At 67.8% G+C, this 20,125-nt stretch carries 25 protein-coding genes; 17 read left to right on the top strand and 8 right to left on the bottom strand.

Annotation, left to right across the window (positions count from 1 at the left end; all coding sequences use genetic code 11):
* The first annotated feature begins 296 nt into the window (after positions 1-296).
* Positions 297-731, top strand: a complete 435-nt coding sequence (locus SH591_RS09170; protein ID WP_324748870.1) for an ExbD/TolR family protein — start codon at positions 297-299, stop codon at positions 729-731.
* 6 nt (positions 732-737) lie between these two features.
* Here SH591_RS09170 and SH591_RS09165 read toward each other — a convergent pair whose 3' ends face one another.
* A complete protein-coding gene (locus SH591_RS09165) occupies positions 738-896 on the bottom strand; it encodes a hypothetical protein (protein WP_324748869.1) in 159 nt (52 codons plus the stop codon).
* Positions 897-1,016: 120 nt separating this feature from the next.
* On the opposite strand from SH591_RS09165, the gene SH591_RS09160 reads away from it, so the two are divergent.
* The gene (locus SH591_RS09160) at positions 1,017-1,400 is read left to right on the top strand and encodes a hypothetical protein (RefSeq protein WP_324748868.1); all 384 of its coding nucleotides are present in this window, start codon (positions 1,017-1,019) and stop codon (positions 1,398-1,400) included.
* Position 1,401: 1 nt separating this feature from the next.
* On the opposite strand, the gene SH591_RS09155 is transcribed toward SH591_RS09160, so the two are convergent.
* The 4 genes from SH591_RS09155 to SH591_RS09140 form a co-directional block, all read right to left on the bottom strand.
* Positions 1,402-1,806, bottom strand: a complete 405-nt coding sequence (locus tag SH591_RS09155; RefSeq protein ID WP_324748867.1) for a nuclear transport factor 2 family protein — start codon at positions 1,804-1,806, stop codon at positions 1,402-1,404.
* A gap of 124 nt (positions 1,807-1,930) precedes the next feature.
* Positions 1,931-2,416 (bottom strand): helix-turn-helix domain-containing transcriptional regulator, encoded by a 486-nt coding sequence (locus tag SH591_RS09150; RefSeq protein ID WP_324748866.1) that lies wholly within the window; start codon positions 2,414-2,416, stop codon positions 1,931-1,933.
* A complete protein-coding gene (locus SH591_RS09145; protein ID WP_324748865.1) occupies positions 2,416-2,733 on the bottom strand; it encodes a type II toxin-antitoxin system RelE/ParE family toxin in 318 nt (105 codons plus the stop codon). Before SH591_RS09145 ends, SH591_RS09150 begins: the two co-directional genes overlap by 1 nt.
* 15 nt (positions 2,734-2,748) lie before the next feature.
* Positions 2,749-3,798: a ribonucleotide-diphosphate reductase subunit beta gene (locus SH591_RS09140; protein WP_324748864.1), complete on the bottom strand. Its 1,050-nt coding sequence runs from the start codon at positions 3,796-3,798 to the stop codon at positions 2,749-2,751.
* A 341-nt stretch (positions 3,799-4,139) separates the two neighbouring features.
* Between SH591_RS09140 and SH591_RS09135 the strand changes: the two genes are divergently transcribed.
* Both SH591_RS09135 and SH591_RS09130 read left to right on the top strand, forming a co-directional pair.
* The gene (locus SH591_RS09135; protein ID WP_324748863.1) at positions 4,140-6,791 is read left to right on the top strand and encodes a PAS domain-containing sensor histidine kinase; all 2,652 of its coding nucleotides are present in this window, start codon (positions 4,140-4,142) and stop codon (positions 6,789-6,791) included.
* The gene (locus SH591_RS09130) at positions 6,788-7,417 is read left to right on the top strand and encodes a response regulator transcription factor (RefSeq protein WP_322831197.1); all 630 of its coding nucleotides are present in this window, start codon (positions 6,788-6,790) and stop codon (positions 7,415-7,417) included. The genes SH591_RS09135 and SH591_RS09130 overlap by 4 nt, the downstream gene beginning before the upstream one ends.
* On the opposite strand, the gene SH591_RS09125 is transcribed toward SH591_RS09130, so the two are convergent.
* From SH591_RS09125 to flaF, 3 genes are all read right to left on the bottom strand, one after another.
* Complete coding sequence (locus tag SH591_RS09125; RefSeq protein WP_324748862.1) at positions 7,414-8,586, bottom strand: carbohydrate porin; 1,173 nt, start codon at positions 8,584-8,586, stop codon at positions 7,414-7,416. The two genes, SH591_RS09130 and SH591_RS09125, sit on opposite strands and share 4 nt — an antisense overlap.
* A gap of 49 nt (positions 8,587-8,635) precedes the next feature.
* Complete coding sequence (locus SH591_RS09120) at positions 8,636-10,039, bottom strand: alginate export family protein (protein WP_324748861.1); 1,404 nt, start codon at positions 10,037-10,039, stop codon at positions 8,636-8,638.
* Between the two features lie 180 nt (positions 10,040-10,219).
* The gene (gene flaF, locus SH591_RS09115; protein ID WP_322831194.1) at positions 10,220-10,585 is read right to left on the bottom strand and encodes a flagellar biosynthesis regulator FlaF; all 366 of its coding nucleotides are present in this window, start codon (positions 10,583-10,585) and stop codon (positions 10,220-10,222) included.
* A gap of 229 nt (positions 10,586-10,814) precedes the next feature.
* Between flaF and motA the strand changes: the two genes are divergently transcribed.
* Genes motA through SH591_RS09050 form a run of 13 tightly spaced genes read left to right on the top strand, consistent with a single transcriptional unit; the run spans position 10,815 to position 20,115 of the window.
* Positions 10,815-11,699 carry a flagellar motor stator protein MotA gene (motA, locus tag SH591_RS09110; protein WP_324748860.1) on the top strand — a complete coding sequence of 295 codons (885 nt, stop codon included), beginning with the start codon at positions 10,815-10,817 and terminating at the stop codon, positions 11,697-11,699.
* Complete coding sequence (locus SH591_RS09105) at positions 11,683-11,997, top strand: STAS domain-containing protein (protein WP_324748859.1); 315 nt, start codon at positions 11,683-11,685, stop codon at positions 11,995-11,997. Before motA ends, SH591_RS09105 begins: the two co-directional genes overlap by 17 nt.
* A complete protein-coding gene (locus SH591_RS09100; protein ID WP_322831191.1) occupies positions 11,994-12,359 on the top strand; it encodes a response regulator in 366 nt (121 codons plus the stop codon). Before SH591_RS09105 ends, SH591_RS09100 begins: the two co-directional genes overlap by 4 nt.
* Entirely contained in the window at positions 12,356-14,494 is a 2,139-nt protein-coding gene (locus tag SH591_RS09095; RefSeq protein WP_324748858.1) for a chemotaxis protein CheA, read from the top strand. Before SH591_RS09100 ends, SH591_RS09095 begins: the two co-directional genes overlap by 4 nt.
* On the top strand, positions 14,491-14,994 hold the full coding sequence (locus SH591_RS09090) for a chemotaxis protein CheW (RefSeq protein WP_324748857.1): 504 nt from the start codon (positions 14,491-14,493) through the stop codon (positions 14,992-14,994). The genes SH591_RS09095 and SH591_RS09090 overlap by 4 nt, the downstream gene beginning before the upstream one ends.
* A complete protein-coding gene (locus tag SH591_RS09085; RefSeq protein ID WP_324748856.1) occupies positions 14,994-15,881 on the top strand; it encodes a CheR family methyltransferase in 888 nt (295 codons plus the stop codon). Before SH591_RS09090 ends, SH591_RS09085 begins: the two co-directional genes overlap by 1 nt.
* A complete protein-coding gene (locus SH591_RS09080) occupies positions 15,878-16,903 on the top strand; it encodes a protein-glutamate methylesterase/protein-glutamine glutaminase (RefSeq protein WP_324748855.1) in 1,026 nt (341 codons plus the stop codon). The genes SH591_RS09085 and SH591_RS09080 overlap by 4 nt, the downstream gene beginning before the upstream one ends.
* A gap of 16 nt (positions 16,904-16,919) precedes the next feature.
* A complete protein-coding gene (locus SH591_RS09075; protein WP_322831186.1) occupies positions 16,920-17,309 on the top strand; it encodes a response regulator in 390 nt (129 codons plus the stop codon).
* 7 nt (positions 17,310-17,316) lie between these two features.
* Complete coding sequence (locus tag SH591_RS09070; protein WP_324748854.1) at positions 17,317-17,832, top strand: chemotaxis protein CheD; 516 nt, start codon at positions 17,317-17,319, stop codon at positions 17,830-17,832.
* A 49-nt stretch (positions 17,833-17,881) separates the two neighbouring features.
* Entirely contained in the window at positions 17,882-18,172 is a 291-nt protein-coding gene (locus SH591_RS09065) for a hypothetical protein (RefSeq protein ID WP_324748853.1), read from the top strand.
* Between the two features lie 2 nt (positions 18,173-18,174).
* A complete protein-coding gene (locus SH591_RS09060) occupies positions 18,175-19,023 on the top strand; it encodes a flagellar motor protein MotB (protein ID WP_324748852.1) in 849 nt (282 codons plus the stop codon).
* A gap of 7 nt (positions 19,024-19,030) precedes the next feature.
* Entirely contained in the window at positions 19,031-19,456 is a 426-nt protein-coding gene (locus SH591_RS09055) for a hypothetical protein (protein ID WP_324748851.1), read from the top strand.
* Positions 19,456-20,115 carry a PilZ domain-containing protein gene (locus SH591_RS09050; protein WP_324748850.1) on the top strand — a complete coding sequence of 220 codons (660 nt, stop codon included), beginning with the start codon at positions 19,456-19,458 and terminating at the stop codon, positions 20,113-20,115. Before SH591_RS09055 ends, SH591_RS09050 begins: the two co-directional genes overlap by 1 nt.
* The last annotated feature ends 10 nt before the right edge of the window (positions 20,116-20,125 follow it).

The following is a 20,125-nucleotide window of genomic DNA, read 5'->3' as shown; positions in this document are numbered from 1 at the left end:
CGAGCTGAGAAAGAGCGGGTGGCGAAGGTCTCCCGGACTGCCGCTAGTGCAGCGGGAAACCGAGCCGGTTTCATCCCATCAGACGAAATCCTATTTGGCAAGTTCGTTGTTTGTTCCGCGAGCGGGGTAAGGGTTCGCGCGGAGGCGCGGAGGGCCCGAGCGGGAGGAGAGTGCGGGCCACCGCGCGCGCGACCCGGCGATCGAGAGGCTGGGCACCGGCGAGGCCGTACCGCGGCAGGGGCTTCCCCAACCGTTCCGGCTATGTCATGTTGTCACATCACAATAAGGAGCGCGACATGATCAGACGCCGTCCCCTCCCCGCTTACGCCGTTGCCGAGCAGCAGCCGATCGGCACGCTCAACACGACGCCGCTGATCGACGTGATGCTCGTCCTGCTCATCATGTTCATCGTCACGATCCCGATCGCGAGCCACAAGGTCGCGGTCGATCTCCCCAATGGTCCGGCCGCGCAGCAGGAGCCGGTGATCCACCGCATCACGCTCGATGCGGCGGGGACGGTCCGGCTCGACGGCGCGCCGGTCGGTCTCGCCGAATTGCAGGCGCGGCTGACACGGCTGCAGGCGGCCGCGCCCGACAGCGATTTCGTGCTCCAGGCCGACGGCGAGGCGCCTTATGCCCGCTTCGACGCGGTCGCCGCGGCGGTGAAGCGCGCCGGCATTGTCCGGCTCGGCATGGCCGACAACCAAAGGTTCGTCGCCGCGCTCGATTGAGCGCGTTCACCTGGTGCAGGTGCCGTTGGCGTCCTTGCCCTTGCACTCGTTGCACTGCTCGCCCGAGGGCTTGTTCGTCTGCTCGACATAATCGGACGTCGGCCAGTTGCTGCAGTTGCGGCACCAATGCCAGGTGTCCCGGTCCCTCTTGCGCCTGTAGGACATCCCACTTCTCCTTCCGGGGCGGAGCCTAGCGCAAGCCGGCTTAGGGAGGCGGACAATCCGGTCCGCTCCGGAGCAAGATCGGTCCGGAATGGATGGATCGCCCGCCTTATCCCCGCCGCAATGGCGACGGACGTTGTGCGGCAATGGGGGGAGATCGGCATGACCCTGACTTTGCTGCTGGCGCTGCAGGCGGCGGCCGACCCGGCCGGACGCGGGGCGGTCGCGCCGGTCGATTTCGACCTCGCCCGGGCCAAGCCCGCGGAGCCGGTGCTGCGCCGCGCCTGCGCCGGCGCCACGCCCGACGAGATCGTCGTCTGCGGCCGCCCGCCGCCCGGCGGCGACTATCCGCTCGAGGACATGGCGAAAATCTACGAAAGCGGCCCGCGCGAGAGCGGGATTGCGCTCGGCGATGGCGTCCGCGGCACCGTCACGGTCGATTCCGTGGTCATGCCGAACGGCGAGATCAGCAAGCGCGTGATGGTCAATGTCGGCGTGAAATTCTAGGTCAGTCGGTGCCGGTGACCCGAGCCGCCTGGAGCGTGTCGGTATATTGGCGGAAGGCCGCGGCACGGCCGCCTTCTACCGTCCAGACATGGGCGAATTGCGCGTCGAGCGCGCGCCCGGTCGCGCGGTGGGTGCCGCGATAACGGCCGAGAACGACGATCGTGTCGCCGGCGTCGAGAAACTCGTCCGGCACCGCCGCGAAGCCGTCCCACTCGCTGCCGAAGCGCGCGAACAGGCCGGCGAGGACGGCGTCCGGGCCGCGATAGGGACTGCGATCGGCATAAGGAAAATTCTCGGCCTCGGTCCAGACGATGTCCGGATCCATGCGCGCGATCAACCCGGGCCCGTCCCCCGCCGCCATGCAGGCATAAATGGCGCGGACGACCGTTTCATTGGCTTCCGACATGGCAGTTCCTCCCCGTCTTGTTGCAGGAAGATGCGCCGGTTTGGCGACGCCGCGCAAGCCGGAGCACTCCGGCTCGGCATGGCCGACAATCAGCGGTTCGTCGCCGCGCTCCATTGAGCGCCGCCTACCTTGCGCAATTGCCGGCGGCGTCCTTGGCTCTGCACTCGTTGCAGAGGTCGCCCGAACTCGGCTTGGTCGGCCGCTCGTCGTAAGCGTGCGTGGGCCAAGTGCTGCAGTTGCGGCACCAATGCCAGGTGTCGCCGCCCTTCCTGCGCCTGTAAGCCAACCCACTTCTCTTTCCTGGAGGAAGCGTTGCGCGGGCCGGCGCGGCGCGGCGGATAACCGTCTCTTCAGCGGACGAAGTTTCATCCGAAACAGACATTGCGCCGCTGGCATCCTGAACCTGTTCCAGCATTCGGCGCATTTCGCCTACTTCGGTCGATGAAAGCAGCGGAGCGCCCGTGAGGTCTTTTGCCCTAGCCACATCGTCGAAGGCGGCAGTGATCAACTCTGGATCGCCATCTTCGAATGCGGCTTCGAGATAGGCCAAGACGGCTTCTCGGCTGTCCAGATGCTCGGCTGCGTCCCACCGGCTGGTTTCGGTGCCCATCAATCGGCCTTCCATGCAGCGGCAAGCGCACGCGCGCGTGCAATATCGGCCGATTGGCGCGATTTGTCACCTCCCGCGAGGAGAAGAACCAGCCTTTCGCCGCGTCGGGCAAAGTAGACGCGGTAGCCTGGACCGTAATCGATGCGCAGTTCGCTGATGCCGCCGCTGAGCGCCTTGGCGTCGCCCACATGGCCTAGCGAGAGGCGGCGGATACGCGCATCGATCAGGGCGCGTGCGCGGATGTCGCGCAGGGTAGAGAACCAACGGTCGTAGTCGGCGGTCTGGCGAATCTCGACCTGTGTCGATGGACCCGCCATGACCGCCTCCAGGACTTACTCCGCGGCCACTCCTGCCTGGGAGAACATGTCCGCGCCGTCGGCTTCCTCGACCGTGTCGTTGGCCTTGGCCTGCTTGCGGCGGTCGAAATTGTCCCAGACTTCGCCCCAGTTTCCGCGGGTCGCGGCCTTCGAATATTCGGTGGCGCGGGTCTCGAAGAAATTGGCGTGCTCGACGCCGTTGAGGAGAGGCGCGAGCCACGGCAGCGGGTGATCTTCGATCATGAACATCGGCTTCAGGCCGAGCTGGCCGAGGCGCCAGTCCGCGATGTAGCGGATATACTTCTTGATCTCCTTGGGCGTCATGCCGGGCACCGGGCCCTGCTCGAAGGCGAGGTCGATGAAGGCGTCCTCGAGGCCCACCGTGGTGTGGCAGACGTCGCGAATGTCCTGCTTGACCGCGGCCGTCAGACAGTCGCGCTCGGCGCAGAAGGCGTGGAACAGCTTGGTGATGCCCTCGCAGTGCAGCGACTCGTCGCGCACCGACCAGGAGACGATCTGGCCCATGCCCTTCATCTTGTTGAAGCGCGGGAAGTTCATCAGCATCGCGAAGCTGGCGAACAGCTGCAGCCCCTCGGTGAAGCCGCCGAACATGGCGAGCGTGCGGGCGATGTCCTCGTCGGTGTCGACACCGAACGTCGAGAGATAATCGTGCTTGTCCTTCATCTCCTTATACTGAAGGAACATGCCATATTCGCTCTCGGGCATGCCGATCGTGTCAAGCAGGTGCGAGTAAGCGGCGATGTGCACCGTCTCCATGTTGGAGAAGGAAGTCAGCATCATCTTGATCTCGGTCGGCTTGAACACCCGGCCATATTTGTCGTGGTAGCAGTCCTGCACCTCGACGTCGGCCTGGGTGAAGAAGCGGAAGATCTGGGTGAGCAGGTTGCGCTCGTGGTCGGTCAGCTTCTGCGCCCAGTCGCGGCAATCCTCGCCGAGCGGCACTTCCTCGGGCAGCCAGTGGAGCTGCTGCTGGCGCTTCCAGAAATCGAACGCCCAGGGGTATTCAAAGGGCTTGTACTGCTTCCTGGCTTCGAGAAGGCCCATATCGCGCTCCTGTTCCCTATTCGTTCGTGTCTCTACTATTTCCCGATGCTATGGGAAAGAGGCCGGAAAGGCTATCCGGAAAAAGACGGGGTGTGGATAAAATCTGGGGATAAACCACTGGATGTTGCGGGGAGGAGACGATCGAGGCGCTAGATATCGTGCCTTCCCCGAGGGGAGCCACAAGCGGGAGGGGCCCGCGCGAGCGCGCCCGCCTGTGGTTTATACCGTGCCATTAGCGGTTGTCGGGCTGGCGGCCCCCGGCCACAAACGAGCATGTGCGCAAAGCGTTGAGTCCAAGCCAAAAGAGCGGCCCCCCGGGAAGCCGGCACGTCGTCGCCGCAGTGGCGGTCGCCTGGGCCTGCGCGCTGGCGGGGCTCGCCGGCTGGACGTTCGGCCTGCCGGCGCTCGCCGGATTCGGCTTTCGCGACTATCTGATGCAGCCGCTGACCGCGCCCGCTTTGCTCGGCCTGGCCGGTGCGGCGCTGGCGACGGCGCGCGGGGCGCGCAGGACGGCGCTGGCCCTGCTGGCCGTGCCGCTCGGGATTGCGGCGCTGACCCTGTTCCAGGACGCGACCGGCATTTCGTTGGGCAGCGACGCCTGGCTGTTCGCCGACGCGGTGGCGCCGCAGGCCCGCAAGGATCCGGGACGGCCGGGGGCGTCGGTGGCAATCGTGCTGGTGCTGATGGCGCTGGCGATATGGCTGGCGCCGCGGCCGGGGCGGCGCTGGGGGCTGGCGGTGGTGGCGCTGGCGAGCGCGGTGGTGGTGATGGGGGCGACGTCGCTGGTTGCGATCCCGCTCGCGATCGGCGTGCCCGATCCGATGCTGCGCTACGTCGTGATCTCGCTGCCGACCGCGGTGGCGACGGTGGCGCTGGCGCTGGCCTTGCTCGCCTGGCGCGGCGACGAAGGCTGGCCGGCCTTGCTTGTCGCCGAGGGCGTCGAAGGGCGGGTGATGCGCACGATCCTGCTGCTGGTGCTGGCGACGCCGTTCGCGACCGAGGCGATCCAGGCCTGGACGGAGCGCGAGCGGATCTTGCCGCACGACGCCGCCGATCTGCTCGAGACCGCGCTCAACATCGTCGCGATGGCGGCGATCCTGCTGTGGTCGGCGGCGCGGATCACGCGCGAGCACAGGGCGCGGCGGGCGCTGACCCGGGCGCTCGATTCGGCCCCGATCGCATTGACCGACACCGAAGGACGGATCCTGCACTGGTCGGCAGGGTGCGAGCAGCTTTACGGCTGGTCCGCGGAGGCGGCGCACGGACGGCGCAAATATGACCTGCTCCGGTCGGAAGCGCCGGAGGGAGCCGACCGGCTCGCCGCGCGGATGGCGACGCAGGTGGCGTGGGAGGAGGAGATCGTCGAGCACCGCGCCGACGGCAGCGTGCTCCACGTCCTCGAACATGCCCGGCGGCTCGAGCCGCGCCACGGCGGCGAACCGGTTTTCGTGCTGTCGATGACCGACATCAGCGACCGCACCCGGGCGGAGGCGGCTTTGCGCGACAGCGAGGCGCGGCTGAAGCTCGCGGTGGAGGCGGCGCGGATCGGCATCTTCGAATGGGATATCGCGTCGGGCCGGCTCGACGTCGCTCCCGAAATCGAACGGTGGATGGAGATCCCCCCCGGCACGATCCGAACGATCGAAGACTGGCGCGCGCGGGTCGATCCGGGCGATGCGGCGACGGTCTTGCGCAGCCTGTCCGGCGCCGGCGCGGCCGGCTCGACGCGCTCCGCCTATCGCTATCGCCTCAGGCTTCCGGACGGCCAGACCCGGATGATCGAGGGCTCCGCCACCCTGCTCTACGATGCCGACAGGCAGCTCGAGCGCATCGTCGGCGTCAATCTCGACGTCACCGAGCGCCACCAGTGGGAGGCGGCGCTGGAGGCGCGCGAGGCCCAGCTCCGCTCGGTGCTGGAGACGGTGCCCGACGCGATGGTGATCGTCGACGAGGCCGGCGCGATCCGCACGTTCAGCGCCGCGGCCGAGCAATTGTTCGGCTTTTCCGCAGACGAGGTGGTCGGCGAGCCGGCCGCCTTGCTGGTGCCCGAAGATGTCAGCGCCGAGGGCTTCATCCAGCGCTTCCTGGAGCGCGGCAGCCGCAAGGGCGGGGCGATCCGGATGCGCGGGCGCCATCGCGACGGGCGCGAGATGCCGCTCGAGATCGCGGTCGGCGAGGCACAGGTCGGCGGCGAGCGGCTGTTCACGGGCTTCGTCCGCGATCTGACCGAACGGCTGGCGGCCGAAGCGCGCTTCGGCGAGCTGCAGGCCGAATTGATGCACGTGTCGCGGCTGAGCGCGATGGGCGAAATGGCGTCCGGCCTCGCCCACGAATTGAACCAGCCGCTGGCGGCCGCGGTCAATTTCCTCGGCGCCGCCGAATTGCTGCTCGCGCGCGGCGACGCCGACGAGGCCAAGATCCGCGAGCTTATCGAGATGGCCAATGCCCAGGCGCTGCGCGCCGGGATCATCATCCGCCGGCTGCGTGCCTTCGTGTCGCGCGGCGAGGTCCAGGAGCAGCCCGAGCCGGTCGAGGAGGTCGTCACCGACGCGGTCGCGCTGGCGCGGGCGAGCCTTGGCCAGCACGAAGTGGCGGTGCGCACCGTGTTCGACCCCTCCGGCGAGACCATGCTGGCCGATCGGGTCCAGATCCAGCAGGTGCTGGTCAATCTCCTGCGCAACGCAGTCGAGGCGCTGAGCCACCAGCCCGTGGGGGATCGCGAAATCGTCATCGCCTCGGACTATCGCCACGACGAAGGGATGATCGAGATCAGCGTCAGCGACAATGGCCCCGGCCTTTCCGACGAGGCGATCGGCCAGCTCTACAAACCGTTCGCATCGACCAAGAAGGACGGGATGGGCGTCGGCCTCTCGATCTGCCGGCGCATCGTCGAGGCCCATGGCGGGCGTTTCTCGGCGGAGAACCGGCCCGAGGGCGGCGCCGTATTTTGCTTCACGCTTCAGGCTTTTAGGGAGGCCCAGTTCGTAGAATGAGTACCCGCAGCATCTATATCGTGGACGACGACGACGACGTCCGGACCTCGCTTCAGAGCCTGCTGTCGACGCTGTCGAACACTTTGATTTGGACGTTCCGCTCGGGCGACGCCTTCCTCGAGCGCATCGGCGAGCTCGACCCGGGCTGCGTCCTGCTCGATTTCCATATGCCGGGCGCGACCGGGCTCGATGTGCTGAAGGTGCTGGTCGGCGAGAAGGACAAGTTCGCCTCGATCGTCCTCACCGGCCATGGCGACGTCGCGGTCGCGGTCCAGGCGATGAAGGCGGGCGCGCTCGATTTCCTCGAGAAGCCCTATGATTATGCGACCCTGCTGGCGACGGTAGAGCAGACCTTCGCGCGGCTCGAGCACAGCCATGCCGAGGCGGCTCTGGTCGCCGACGCCCAGGCCAAGGTCGGCCAACTCTCGGCCCGCGAGCGCGATGTATTGGACGGCCTGATCGAGGGCCGCTCGAACAAGCTGATCGCATTCGACCTCTCCATCAGCCCGCGCACGGTCGAGATTTACCGCGCGAACCTGATGGAGAAGCTCGACGTGAAGAGTCTTCCCGATGTGCTTCGCGTCGCATTCACCGCCGGCCTGTTGCCGGACAGCACACCAGCCTAGCGGCTGCCGAACTCGAAGGTGAGGCGCAGGCCGATCACGAGCGCGTCTTCGACGGCACGCTCGCCGGCCGGATCGAGCACATATTGGATGTCGGGCTGGACCGTGAGGAAGGGCAGGATACGGTCCGAATAAGTGAGCTCGAAGCCGGTCTCGGCCGCGGCCAGATCCTCGCCGGCATCGCGCGCATTGGCGCGGTAGCCGCGGCTCAGCCAGGCCTGGTGGACGCCGAAGGAGAGCTGGCTGTCGGGTCGTCCGGGCACGATCCCGCCGAACAGGAGGCCGGCCTGCCAGCCGCCGCGAAAGGGCGTGGTCTTACCGTCGGAAAGGCCGAGCCGGACGAAGCCGTCGAGGCCGGGGCCGTCCGGCGCGCCCATCAGGCGGCGCTCGGCGAGGAGATAGGCGCCTTGGGCGATGCGGGGGAACGGATCGCCGGCCGGACCGAGTGCGCGGATATCGTCCTGCCGCTCGGTGTAGCGCCAGTAGCCGAGCGCGATCTTGCCGCGGCCGGTCACGCCCGCCTCGGCGATCGCAAGCGCGCCCTCGTCGAAGCCGAAATCCACGCCGCCAGGATCGCCCAGCACGCCGGCGCGCGCGTTGATCAGCGCCGCCTGGACGTAGCTCTGATCGGTCGGCGAGACGCGCAGGCGCGCCGTGAGGGCGGTCGAGGGGAAGATGGACGGGCCATTCGGACCGGTGGCGCCGAGTTCCGAGCCGATGCCGAAGGCCGGCGCGAGCAGCAAGGCCGAGGCATCGTTGGCGTAGAAATCGGCGTTGAGATCGGCGAGGCCAAGCAGCAAAGCGGCGCGGCCGTCGGCCAGATCCTGCTCGATCCACGCTTCGTAGAGCTTAGCCCGATGATCGGCGACCTCGATGTTGCTGACGCCCTGGGCGGTGCCGGCCAAGTCGTTAGGCGCGCCGCCCTGGTTGCTGAGGAAATAGAGCCGGCCGCGGGCGCCGCCCCAGCCGACCAGTCGGTCGAGATCGGCATCGAGGACGATGTCGAGATTGTCGAGCAGGCGTATGCCGCGGGAAAGGCCGCCGTCGACGACGGCCATGGCCTCGGCCTTGTAGGCGGCGTCGACCACGATTGCAGGCTCGGCGCGTGCGGGCGAAGCGAGCGCGCAGGCCAAAGCGCAGGAGAGGACGGATGCGAAAGTCGGTCGGATCATGCGCCCCCCGAGGCTGCCCCCTCCTGCACGCAGGAGAGGGCAAACCGGATTAGAAGTCTAGCGTGAGATCGAGGTAGGCGTAGGCCGTGTCGCCCGTGCCTGGGGCATTCGGCGCATCCTTGAGGAAGCGGCCCTTGTTCAGCCACGCAGCGCCGGCGTCGGCGCGGATCGCGCCGGGGATGATCCAGTAGCGCACGCGCCCCTCGATCTGGGTGCCGGCATATTCGCCGCTCGCGCCGCGCGCATCGCGCACACCGGTGGCGCCGAAGCTGTCGGTGGCGGAATCGAGCCACAAAGCGCGGCCCATGATCGAGGCGTCGACGCGCTTGCTCGGCGCGACGTCGAGGCGGAGGCCGCCGGAGACGAGATTGGAGCGGCTGACGGGGCCGTACAGGCTGACCGGCCCGAAGTCCGTGCGGCGGGCGCCGAACAGGGCGTCGAAGCGGTTGTAGCTGTTCGGGTTCGCCTTGTCGCCGCTGGCCTGGTCGAAATGGACCGAGACGCGCGGCGACCATGCGCCGGCCAGGGTGCGGCCGATCTCGGCGTGAGCGAACCAGGCCGAGACGTCGAGGTCGGTGACGTCGGCAGCGGCGCGGGAGGCGCGGATCTTGCCGAACTGGTAGGCACCTTCGAACTCGTAATCGAAGCGGCCCTTTGCGGGCGTGCGGGCGAAGCGGCCACCGGGCGTGAAGATGCGGCGGTTCATCGTCTGGACCTCGGCCGAATCCCGCTCGTGGAGGCCGTAGCCATAGAGTTCGAGGCTGCCGCCGAGCAGCTTCGCCTTGGTGAAGCTGGCGCCGTAAAATTGCAGATCGGTGGTCTCGTTGTCCCATTCGATCTCGTTGTCGCGCACGCTTGCCGCGTCGGACGGCTCGCGCAGATGCGGCATGGCCCAGAAGGCCAGCAAGCGGTCGCCCTCGGCGCTGCGCCAGTCGAGATTGGCGCCGGTGAAGGCGGAGACGCGGTTGCTCGAGCCGTAGGAATCGATCAGGCGCTTGGAGCCGGCCGACATGGTGAACCGGCCGAGCGTGAACGCGCCCTTCGAGCCGGTGCCGCTGTCGTCGAGGTCGATCGCCAGATAGGCCTGGCTGAGCTCGACCGGGTTGATCTCGCTGGTGCCGGCCGTGCTGTTGTCCTTCTGGAAATAGGCGCGGGCGTCGATGACTTCGGCGCCGAAGCGGATCGGGCCGGCATCATATTCGGCGGAGATCTGGGTGCGCATCGACCACATCGCGTCGCTCTCGGGACCGGTGGGGCGGAACTGGCCGTCGATCGCTTCAAAGCGCGAGCGGTGCGTGCCCTTGAGCTTGAAATTCTCGGGTGCGCCGATCGCATCGTGCAGCGGGGCGGCGACGGCAGCGCCGTGGCCGACGGTGGCGGCAGCGGCGGCAGCCAGCAAGCTGAGCATGTGCCGGGCGCGGCTCGCCAGAACCGGCGTGGTGAAACCAATCATCTGTGTCTTTCTCATTGTAAGGATAGATGAATTATAGGGGCCGGCATGGGAAGCGGGGCGGCGCGGCCAGAAAAACAATCGGCCGCGCGCGCGAAGGCCGGCGCGTCGGCGCGGCCGATAAAGAAAAGCCTCCCCCGCGCTGGCGGAAGAGGCTCTTGGAAACGAGGAAACGGGGGCCGCTCAGGCTGCGGCGTGGAGATTCTCGCTCGCCAGGCCCTCGATGATCGAGCGGTTGACCTCGATCAGCTCCTCGATCGTGTCGCGGCCGGCGACGACGTCGCTGGTGTAACGCTCGACCCAGAGCGCGATCGAGATGATCGATGCGCGCAGCTCGGCGGGCAGCTGGTTGCCCGGCGCGCCGCAGAGCGCGGAAAAGGTGCTCCACACCTCGCGGTTGCGGTGCAGGGTCGGCATCAGCGCGGCGCCGGCAAGACCGGTGTCGCGCGCCTTGATCATCTCGCCGGTGATCTGGCTCATCAGGCGATATTCCTGGGCGCGGGGCGTCTCGGCGATGCTGCGGACACGGCGATAGGCGTCGAGCGACATAGAAACTCCTTGGTTGCCCTTCATTCTAGGACGTGCGCGGCCCGACCGGCATCAATAGGCAAATTTTTCGCCGACCGCCCAAGGCCCTGGCCCCGCCCTCTATAATGAGCCTGCCGTTGCCGAGCGTCCGCCCCGCCCCGCGTGGGTGATGTTTTGGCCGGCCGCGACCGCAGGGGCGTCGATCATTCTATAATTCCATCATCCGGCTTCTGAATAAGTAGACCCCTCCATGCTCAACGGTATCGGCTTCCTCGTTATCCTGGTCTGCGTGTTCGGCAGCTACATGATCTCGGGCGGAAGCCTCGACGTCATCATGCACGCCTTGCCGCACGAAATGCTGGCGATCGGCGGCGCCGCGACCGGCGCCTTCCTCGTCGCCAACTCGATGGCCACGGTCAAGAATGCCGGCCGCGGCATCAAGCGCGTGTTCAAGGGCGCGCGTTGGAAGGACGACGATTATCGCGACCTGCTCGCGCTGCTGTTCGCGCTGCTCGCGACCTTCAAGAAGGGCGGCGCGATGGCGATCGAGAAGCATCTCGACACGCCCGAGGAAAGCCCGCTGTTCGAGCGCTACCCGCGCCTGCTCGGCGATGGCCACCTGATCGAGTTCATCTGCGACTATCTGCGCATGATGACCGTCAATTTCGACGATCCCCACCAGATGGCCGAAGCCATGGAGAACGACATCGAGCGGCACCATCACGAGGAGCTGCAGCCGCAGCACGCCTTGCAGATGATGGCCGACGGCCTGCCGGCGCTCGGCATCGTCGCGGCGGTGCTCGGCGTCATCAAGACGATGGCCTCGATCGACCAGCCGACCGACGTGCTCGGCGCGATGATCGGCGGCGCTTTGGTCGGCACCTTCCTCGGCGTGCTGCTCGCTTACTGCTTCGTGGGGCCGCTCGCATCCAAGCTGCTCGAGATCGTCGAGGCCGATTCCAAGCCGTTCGCGATCGCAAAGACTGCGATCGTCGCTTACGCCCAGGGCGTCCCGGTGCAGGTCGCGATCGAGATCGCGCGGCGCATGACGCCTTCGTCCTACGCGCCGACTTTCCATCAGCTCGAGATCGCTCTCGAGGAGACCAAAGATGAGCTCAATGCAATCCCCATTTGACGAGGCCGGGGCCGACGGCCTGCGCCTTCCCGCGCACGGCACGACCGTAATCGCCGAGGATCTGCGCGTGCGCCTGGTGCTGGCGTCGGACGTCAATGGCGACATCGTGGTCGATGCGTCGGAGGTCGAGAGCGTCGGCCAGGCCGTGCTCCAGCTGCTGGTCGCGGCGCGCGAGGAAGCGCTGCGCAACGGCCAGAGCTTCGCCATCGCCAATCCCAGCCCGGCCTTCCTGCACCGCATCCGCGCCTGCGGGATGGGGGGGATGTTCGGGGTGGAACAGGAAGAGATTCTTCAGTGAGCAAACTCATTCTCACCGTCGACGATTCGGCCAGCATGCGCATGCTGCTGAAGACCTCGCTCACCGCGCAGGGCTTCGCCATCGAGGGCGCCAATGACGGCGTCCACGGCCTCGAGCGGATCCAGGAGGTCAATCCGGACCTGCTCATCACCGATATCAACATGCCCAAGATGGACGGCTTCGGGCTGATCGAGGAAGTGCGCAAGCTTCCCCAGTTCCGCGGCCTGCCGATCCTGGTGCTTTCGACCGAATTTTCCGACGACAAGAAGGCGCGGGCCCGCGAGGCCGGCGCCACCGGCTGGATCACCAAGCCGTTCGACGCGGCCAAATTGGGGGCGGCGATCCGCCGGGTGTGCCCGTGAGCGACGAACTCGACGAAATCCAGGCGATCTTCTTCGAGGAATGCGCCGAAGGCCTAGCGGTTGCCGAGGAAGGCCTGTCCGCGATGGCGGGCGGCGACGTTTCGGCCGAGACGATCGCCGGCGTGTTCCGCGCCGTCCACTCGATCAAGGGCGGATCGGGCGCGTTCGGGCATGCCGCCCTGCTCGCTTTCTCGCACCGGTTCGAGAATGTGCTCGACGAGGTTCGCGCCGGAAAGATCGCGCCGACCGCCGGAGTCACCAAGGCGCTGCTGAGCGCGTTCGACATCTTGTCGGACCATGTCGGCGCCGCCCAGGGCAAGAACGATACGCCCGACGACGCAGCGGTCGCCGCCGAGCTCGACCGGATCCTCGAGGCCAAGGGGGCCGGCGACGCGCCGGCGCCGGCGGCCGAAGTGCCCGCGGCGGCTCCGGCCGAGCCGGACGCCGACGAGTTCGGCTTCGTGCCGGTCGCCGCCGAGATCGAGTTCGACCCGTTCGGCTTCGAGCCTGTCGGAGTCTCGCTCGAGGATCTCGACGGCGGGCCCGCAGCGCCGGCCGACTGGACGATCCGCTTCCGACCGTCGCGCGCGGCCATGGCCAATGGCGCCGAGCCGATGCTCGTCGTCCGCGAGCTCGAGGAATTGGGCGGCCGGGTGACGGCGGTCGATTGCTCGACCCTGCCCGAATTGCGCGACCTCGATCCCGAGGAGGCCTATCTCGGCTGGACGCTCAGGGTGCCGGGCAACGTCGCCGAGGAAGCCGTCCGCGAATGCTTCGATTTCGTCGCGCCGGATGCCGTGATCGAGATCGAGCGCGCCGCGGCCGAAGCTCAGGATGCCGAGATCGCCCCGGTAGAAGCCGACGGCGAGGCGGCCGTGGTCGCAGCAGCCCCGGTCGCGGTTGCCGCTCCCGCGCGGGAAATGCCCGAACGCTCGGGCGAGACGGCGGCGCAGACCATCCGCGTCGATCTCACCAAGCTCGACATGCTGCTCAACCTGGTCGGCGAGCTCGTGATCCGCGGCTCGATCCTGGCCGACCGGCTGTCGCCGCGCGACCAGGAGCGGGTCGAGCTGCCCGAACTCGCCCGCCTGACGCGCGAGATCCAGGACAATGTCATGTCGCTGCGCGCGCAGCCGATCCGCCAGGCGTTCAGCCGCGTGCCGCGCATGCTGCGCGACCTTTCGTCCGAGACCGGCAAGCAAATCGTGCTCGAAACGACCGGCGAGATGACCGAGGTCGACAAGGGCGTGATCGAGAAGATCGGCGACCCGCTGACCCACATGATCCGCAACGCCGTCGACCACGGCATCGAGAGCGCCGCCGAGCGCGCTGCCGCCGGCAAGCCGGCCGAAGGCACGATCCGCCTCTCGGCCGAGCAGAAGGGCGCGCGCATCTTCATCCGCGTCGCCGACGACGGCAAGGGCATCGACCGCGAGCGCGTCCGCGCCAAGGCGGTCGAGAAGGGCATCATCAGCGCCGATGCGGTTCTTTCCAACGAAGAGATCGACCAGCTGATCTGCGCGCCCGGTTTCTCCACCGCTGCGACCATTTCGAACATTTCCGGCCGCGGCGTCGGCATGGACGTGGTGCGCAGCAACGTCGAGGCGCTCGGCGGCCGCGTCGAGATCCAGTCGGTGCCGGGCGAAGGCACGACCTTCACCATGGCGCTGCCGCTCACCCTCGCCATCCTCGATGGCATGATCGTGCGCTTCGCCGACCAGCGCTTCGTGCTGCCGCTGCCGAACGTGATCGAGGCGGTGCGGCCCGAGCCGGGCCAGGTCCAGCCGATGACCCCGACCACCGAGGTGATCGAGCTGCGCGGCGCCTATCTGCCGGTGAAGCGCCTCAGCGAGATGTTCGGCCTCGCCGCCAACGACCGCCGCAGCGCCGAGGATTCGCTCGTCATCATCGTCGAGAGCGAGGCCGGCAGCGTCGGCCTGATGGTCGATACGATCGACGACCGCCGCGAGGTGGTGATCAAGAGCCTCGACGAGAATCTCCACCCGATCCGCGGCATCGGCGGCGCCACCATCCTCGGCGACGGCTCGATCGCGCTCATCCTCGACGTGGACGCGCTGCTCGCCGGCGCGAACCTCGGCAACACCAAATACGCCCACAAAGGAATCGCAGCATGACCAACACTGTCGAGACCATCGCCGCCGCGGAGCGGAAGATCGTCACCTTCACCCTCGGCCAGCAGGTCTTCGGCATCGACATGAAGTCGCTGATCGAGATCCGCGAATGGGAAGAGCCGACGCCGCTGCCGAGCGTCCCGGCCTATATCCGCGGCGTCACCAATTTGCGCGGCACGGTCGTGCCGGTCGTCGGCCTGTCCGAGCGCCTCGGCTGGCAGCCGAGCGTGCTTCACGCCCGCTCGTGCATCCTGGTCGTGAAGATCGCCGGCAAGCAGGCCGGCTTCCTGGTCGACGAGGTCCGGGACATCATCCCGATCCAGGAAAGCGACGTGCAGCCGGCACCGGAAGTCGAGATCGGCGAGCAGGACGTGATCGCCGGCCTCGTCCAGGTTCCGACCAAGGCCCATGGCGCAGCGGCCGAGAATGACAGCGGGACGATGGTGCTGCTGCTCGACCTCGAGGCCCTCAGGGTCACCCAGCACCTCGACCTCGCAGCCTGATGTCGATCGGAGCCAAGGTCGCGTCGCGCCCGGCGGCTCCGGAAGCGGCGCGGGTGGCGCTGAGCGGCGAGCTCGGACCCAAAGAGTTCGCCGCGATCGCCGCCATCATGCAGAGTGACGCGCGCATTCACCTCGCGGAGAGCAAAGCCACTCTGGTCCACTCGCGGCTGAGCCGGCGGCTGCGCGACAACGGCGTCTCCAGCTTCAAGGATTATGTGAAGCTGGTCCAGTCGAACGCCGAGGAGCGGGCGGCGATGGTGGTGGCGCTCACCACCAACCACACCCACTTCTTCCGCGAGAACCATCATTTCGACCATCTTCGCGCGACGGCGATGCCGTGGCTGAAGGCGCATGCCGAGCAGCGCCCGATCCGCATCTGGTCGGCGGGCTGCTCGAGCGGCGAGGAAGTCTATTCGATCGCCATGTGCCTGCGCGGCGAGGACCGCTCGACCGCCGCCTGGCTCGACCGCGCCGACGTGAAGCTGCTCGCGACCGACCTTTCGCCCAAGGTGGTCGAGACCGCACGCCGCGGCGTCTATTCCGCCTCCTCGGTCGAGCCGATTCCGGAAGCCTATCGCCGCGCCTGGCTGCACCCCGAGGGCCAGAATTACGCGGTGGCCGACGAGGTGCGGGCTATGGTGACCGCACGCGTGCTGAACCTGTTCGGGCCGTGGCCGATGCGCCAGAAATACGACGTCATCTTCTGTCGCAACGTCATGATCTATTTCGACGATGACGCGAAAGCCGAACTCGAGGCGCGGCTGGTCGATATGCTCGCGCCCGGCGGCTACCTCTATATCGGCCATAGCGAGCGGCTGATCGGCGTCGGCGCGACGCCGATGAAGCCGGCCGGCCATACTATCTATCACAAAGAGGCGCGCCGATGAGCGGCAAGGTTCGCGTCCTCATCGTCGACGACAGCATCTCGATGCGCGCGGCGCTCAACCGGATCCTGGGCTCCGATCCCGAGATCGAGGTGATCGGTCTGGCGCCCGAACCGCATGCCGCGCGGCAGATGATCAAGGACCTCAACCCGGACGTCATCACGCTCGACATCGAGATGCCGGGGATGGACGGCCTGTCGTTCCTAGAGAAGATCATGCGGCTGCGGCCGATGCCGGTGGTGATGTGCTCGACGCTGACCGCGCGCGGCGCCGGCGCGACGATCGAGGCGCTGCGGCTCGGCGCGGTCGACTGCATCCAGAAGCCGAGCGGCAATGCCGCCGAGATGGCCCGGAATGCCGCCTTGCTCTGCTCGACCGTCAAGGCCGCGTCGCGATCGTCGGTGCGGCGCGCGCCGGAGGCGATTGCCGCAGCGGCCCAGGCCTCGGCCGGAGCGCTGCGCGACTGCGTCGTCGCAGTCGGATCCTCGACCGGCGGGGTCGAGGCGTTGTTCAGCCTGCTCGGCGCGCTCCCGCCCGATTGCCCGCCGGTGCTGGTCGTCCAGCACATGCCTGCCGCGTTCACCGGCGGCTTCGCCGCACGGCTCGATCGTGATTGCACTATACGGGTCGTCGAAGCGGTCGACGGCATGCCTGTCGAGCGTGGGACCGTCTATATTGCTCCTGGGGGCGAACGGCACATGGAGCTGTCGGGCGGCGTGAACGGACGGATCCGTTTGCGCCCGGCGGATCTGGTGTCGGGCCATCGCCCTTCGGTCGACATCTTATTCCATTCGGTCGCGAAAGTGGGCGCGGCGGCGGTCGGGGTGATCCTGACCGGCATGGGGGCGGACGGCGCCGAAGGATTGCTCGCGATGCGGCAGGCCGGGGCGCGGACGCTAGGCCAGAATGCCGCGACCTGCGTGGTCTATGGAATGCCCAAGGCGGCCTTCGAACGAGGCGCCGTCGAAAGGGAGCTGAGTTTATCCGCCATGCCCGAGGCGATCCTCGCGGCGTGCCGGCACTGAAGATTGGGAACGGACGATGCCAGCTGCTGCTGCAATCAAGGTAATGGTGGTCGACGATCAGGCGTCGATGCGGGCGATGATCCGTCGCGCGCTGCAGGATCTCGGGTTCAAGGACGTGCGCGACAAGGCCGGCCCGGTCGAGGCCTTGGACGCAGTCAAGAGCGACCGCGTCCACCTCATCATCTCCGACTACAATATGCCCGATATGGACGGGCTCCAGTTTCTGGAAGCCGTCCGCAAGGACCCGGTGATCGGCAAGACCGTCTTCATCATGCTGACCGGATCGGCCGACAAGGAGATCGTGCAGAAGGCGGCGGCGCTCGGCGTCAACAATTATGTCGTGAAGCCGTTCGCCCCGGCCGCGCTCAAGGAGAAGATCGAGCGCGTTTTCGGCGAGCTCACCTGATCCCCCAATGAAGCGCTTCCCGATCGTCCAGGGCGAACATCGCGTCGTCGCCGAGCCCGGCGTGATGATCACCACCCTGCTCGGCTCGTGCATCGCCGTGTGCCTGCGCGATCCGGTCGTGCGCGTCGGGGGGATGAACCATTTCCTGCTGTCCGAGCCCAATCCGGACTCGGTGGTGGATGAAGCCGACATGCATTGCTACGGCATCCACGCGATGGAGTTGCTGATCAACGAGATCATGAAGCTCGGCGGCCTGCGCTCGCGGATGCGCGCCCAGCTTTATGGCGGCGCCAACGTCGTTGCAGGGCTCGGCGGGATCGGCCACGGCAATGCCGCCTTCGCCCGCCGTTTCCTGGAGACCGAGGGTATCGCCATCGGCCATGCCGACATCGGCGGCCGCCAGGCGCGCAAGGTCGAGTTCCTGCCTTTCGAAGGCAAAGCGCGCTGCACGCTCGTCGCAGAGTATGTCCCGGTCGAGAAGGCGCCGGTATTCGCGTTCGGCGGCGACCTCGAACTGTTCTGAATCTTGGGCCCGATGCCCGCAAGGGGGCGCGGCCCCTCTATAAAAGACTATGTCCCAGAGTGATCATCTCGCACCCTCGCTGAAGGCGGCGATCGCGGAAGAAATACGCGACCTGCGCCGGCTGGTGGAGCAGCTCGCCGAGACCCTTGTCGCGGACGAGCAATTCGCGATGACCTATACCGAGCAGCTCCAGACCTTCGACCTCGTCATCCAGCGTGCCGACGAGAGCGCCGACCTGCTCGAGCGACTGGCGAACGGCCTGCATTCGCTCGAAGCGGTCGAAGGCGTCCGTCTCGGCGTGGTCCAGGATCGTCTCCGCGCCGCGCTCAGGGCGGCCTGAATATGGCCGCGCCCGGCGCCAACGAGCGCCCGATCATCATAATCCGCAAGGTCCGCAGGAAGGCGACCGCGGCGCATCATGGCGGCGCCTGGAAGGTTGCCTACGCCGACTTCGTGACGGCTATGATGGCTTTCTTCATGTTGCTCTGGCTGCTCTCGACCCCGGACAAGGAGAAGCTGAGGGGGCTGGCCGAATATTTCACGCCCAACGACCCCTCGCCGTCGGGCTCGACCGGCGAGACTCCGGGCCTTGGCGGCCGCACGCGCCGCGCGCAGTCCGACAGCACCACGTCCAACGGCCAGCCCACGGTCGAGGCGGCGACGGCCGGAACGGCGCGGGGCGGCACCGCCAACGTGCCGGACGCGTCGATGCGGATGCTGGCGCAGGAACTGAAGATCGCCATCGATTCCACGCCGTCGGACCCCGGCCAAAAGAACGTGCGCCTCGATCCCGAGCGTGACGGCCTGCGCATCAACCTGATGGACACCGCTAACCAGCAGATGTTCAAGGGCCCGACCGCCGAGCTCAACGATTATGCCAAGGGGCTGCTGGCGCGGATCGCGCGCAGCGTCGCCAAGTCCGGCTCGCGGATCGCGATCGAGGGCCATACCGATTCCACCGGCGGGCAGAGCGACGGCAATTGGCGGCTCTCGGGCAACCGCGCCCAGTCCGCACGCGCCGCGATGATGGGGGCAGGGCTGACCCCCGACCGCATCGCGGAGGTCGTCGCCAAGGCCGGCACCGCGCCGATCTACCCCGACCAGCCGGACCGGCCGGAGAATCGCCGCATCACCGTGGTCGTGCTCGGCGAGGCGCCCGCGCTGCCGAGCGACGTCAGCTTCAAATTCTGAGAGGCGCATGAAGAAGACCCTGCTTTCCCTGCTCGTCCTGACCGCCGGCATCGGCGTCGGCGGCGGCGCGGCTTATGCGACCGGGCTTTTGCTCGGCCCGGCCGAGGAGGCGCGCGCGGCCGGAACCGCCTTCGTGCCCGCCGGCAAGGTGCTGGCGCCCCTCGTTTTCGCCGACGGGCGGCTTTCGGGCTATGTCGCGTTCGAGATGGCGCTCGAGGTCCGTGCCGACCAGAGCGAGTTCGTCGCCGCGCGGCTGCCATTGCTGCTCCACGCGATCAACATGCGCACCTACAGGACGCCGTTGGCGGCGGGGCCCGACGGGCTGCTGCCCAATATCGGCCTGTTCCGCAAGGTCGTGACCGAGGCCGCCGACGAGGCGTTCGGCAAGGGCGTCGTCGTCCGCGCCGCCGTCACCCAGGCGACTCCGGCCTGATGCTGGGCCGCCGCCTCTGGGGAAGCGACAGCGCACTCGGGCTGCCGACCGGCCCGACGCCGCGGGTGCCGCGCGCGCCGCGCGCGACCCGCGTCATGCTGGTCGCACGGCTGGTCACCGGGCAATCGGACCAGCTCTGCCGGGTCATGAACATTTCCGAAGGCGGGCTGATGATGCACAGCGCCGCCACCTTGCGCTCCGGCGACCGGGTGCGGCTCGAGCTGCGCAACGGCCGCATCCTCGACGGCGCCGTGGTCTGGGCAGACCGCCCGGCCGCGGGCGTCCAGTTCGACGGCCCGGTCGATCTCGAGCAGGTGCTGGCGCCGAATATGGCCTCGGCCGAGCAGGTGGCGCGCGCGCCGCGCATGGCGGCCGACTGCATGGTGCTGGTGCGCTGCGACGGACGGACCTTGCCCGCCTCTTTGCTCGATCTGTCGCAGAGCGGCACCCGCATCCGGCTTGCCGAGCCTGTGTGCGAGGGCGACCAGCTCACCCTCGCCATTCCGGGCCTGCCCACCGTCCGCGGCGCGGTGCGCTGGGTGCGCGGCGACGAGGCGGGCATCGCCTTTTTCGACGTGTTGCGGTTCGACGACGTCGCGCGCTGGCTGCAGGATCCGGACTCCCGCTACGGCGGCGGCCGCCTCTCCCACCAGGCCTGATCTCCCAACG

The organism is Sphingomonas sp. LY54 (assembly GCF_035594035.1).
GTDB lineage: Bacteria > Pseudomonadota > Alphaproteobacteria > Sphingomonadales > Sphingomonadaceae > Allosphingosinicella.
The sequence above is the reverse complement of the archived record's forward strand: the minus strand, read 5'-3'. Positions and strand labels throughout refer to the sequence as shown.

What these genes read in the sequence shown, in the direction of transcription:
- flaF (WP_322831194.1), bottom strand. Translation starts at nt 10,585, where the DNA reads ATGTCGCTCGACGCCTATCGCCGTGTCCGCAGCATCGCCGAGACGCCC.
- SH591_RS09170 (WP_324748870.1), top strand. Translation starts at nt 297, where the DNA reads ATGATCAGACGCCGTCCCCTCCCCGCTTACGCCGTTGCCGAGCAGCAG.
- SH591_RS09075 (WP_322831186.1), top strand. Translation starts at nt 16,920, where the DNA reads ATGCCAGCTGCTGCTGCAATCAAGGTAATGGTGGTCGACGATCAGGCG.
- SH591_RS09120 (WP_324748861.1), bottom strand. Translation starts at nt 10,039, where the DNA reads ATGATTGGTTTCACCACGCCGGTTCTGGCGAGCCGCGCCCGGCACATG.
- SH591_RS09090 (WP_324748857.1), top strand. Translation starts at nt 14,491, where the DNA reads ATGACCAACACTGTCGAGACCATCGCCGCCGCGGAGCGGAAGATCGTC.
- SH591_RS09125 (WP_324748862.1), bottom strand. Translation starts at nt 8,586, where the DNA reads ATGATCCGACCGACTTTCGCATCCGTCCTCTCCTGCGCTTTGGCCTGC.
- SH591_RS09165 (WP_324748869.1), bottom strand. Translation starts at nt 896, where the DNA reads ATGTCCTACAGGCGCAAGAGGGACCGGGACACCTGGCATTGGTGCCGC.
- motA (WP_324748860.1), top strand. Translation starts at nt 10,815, where the DNA reads ATGCTCAACGGTATCGGCTTCCTCGTTATCCTGGTCTGCGTGTTCGGC.
- SH591_RS09065 (WP_324748853.1), top strand. Translation starts at nt 17,882, where the DNA reads ATGTCCCAGAGTGATCATCTCGCACCCTCGCTGAAGGCGGCGATCGCG.
- SH591_RS09070 (WP_324748854.1), top strand. Translation starts at nt 17,317, where the DNA reads ATGAAGCGCTTCCCGATCGTCCAGGGCGAACATCGCGTCGTCGCCGAG.
- SH591_RS09155 (WP_324748867.1), bottom strand. Translation starts at nt 1,806, where the DNA reads ATGTCGGAAGCCAATGAAACGGTCGTCCGCGCCATTTATGCCTGCATG.
- SH591_RS09130 (WP_322831197.1), top strand. Translation starts at nt 6,788, where the DNA reads ATGAGTACCCGCAGCATCTATATCGTGGACGACGACGACGACGTCCGG.
- SH591_RS09055 (WP_324748851.1), top strand. Translation starts at nt 19,031, where the DNA reads ATGAAGAAGACCCTGCTTTCCCTGCTCGTCCTGACCGCCGGCATCGGC.
- SH591_RS09050 (WP_324748850.1), top strand. Translation starts at nt 19,456, where the DNA reads ATGCTGGGCCGCCGCCTCTGGGGAAGCGACAGCGCACTCGGGCTGCCG.
- SH591_RS09085 (WP_324748856.1), top strand. Translation starts at nt 14,994, where the DNA reads ATGTCGATCGGAGCCAAGGTCGCGTCGCGCCCGGCGGCTCCGGAAGCG.
- SH591_RS09150 (WP_324748866.1), bottom strand. Translation starts at nt 2,416, where the DNA reads ATGGGCACCGAAACCAGCCGGTGGGACGCAGCCGAGCATCTGGACAGC.
- SH591_RS09080 (WP_324748855.1), top strand. Translation starts at nt 15,878, where the DNA reads ATGAGCGGCAAGGTTCGCGTCCTCATCGTCGACGACAGCATCTCGATG.
- SH591_RS09145 (WP_324748865.1), bottom strand. Translation starts at nt 2,733, where the DNA reads ATGGCGGGTCCATCGACACAGGTCGAGATTCGCCAGACCGCCGACTAC.
- SH591_RS09060 (WP_324748852.1), top strand. Translation starts at nt 18,175, where the DNA reads ATGGCCGCGCCCGGCGCCAACGAGCGCCCGATCATCATAATCCGCAAG.
- SH591_RS09140 (WP_324748864.1), bottom strand. Translation starts at nt 3,798, where the DNA reads ATGGGCCTTCTCGAAGCCAGGAAGCAGTACAAGCCCTTTGAATACCCC.
- SH591_RS09105 (WP_324748859.1), top strand. Translation starts at nt 11,683, where the DNA reads ATGCAATCCCCATTTGACGAGGCCGGGGCCGACGGCCTGCGCCTTCCC.
- SH591_RS09160 (WP_324748868.1), top strand. Translation starts at nt 1,017, where the DNA reads ATGGCGACGGACGTTGTGCGGCAATGGGGGGAGATCGGCATGACCCTG.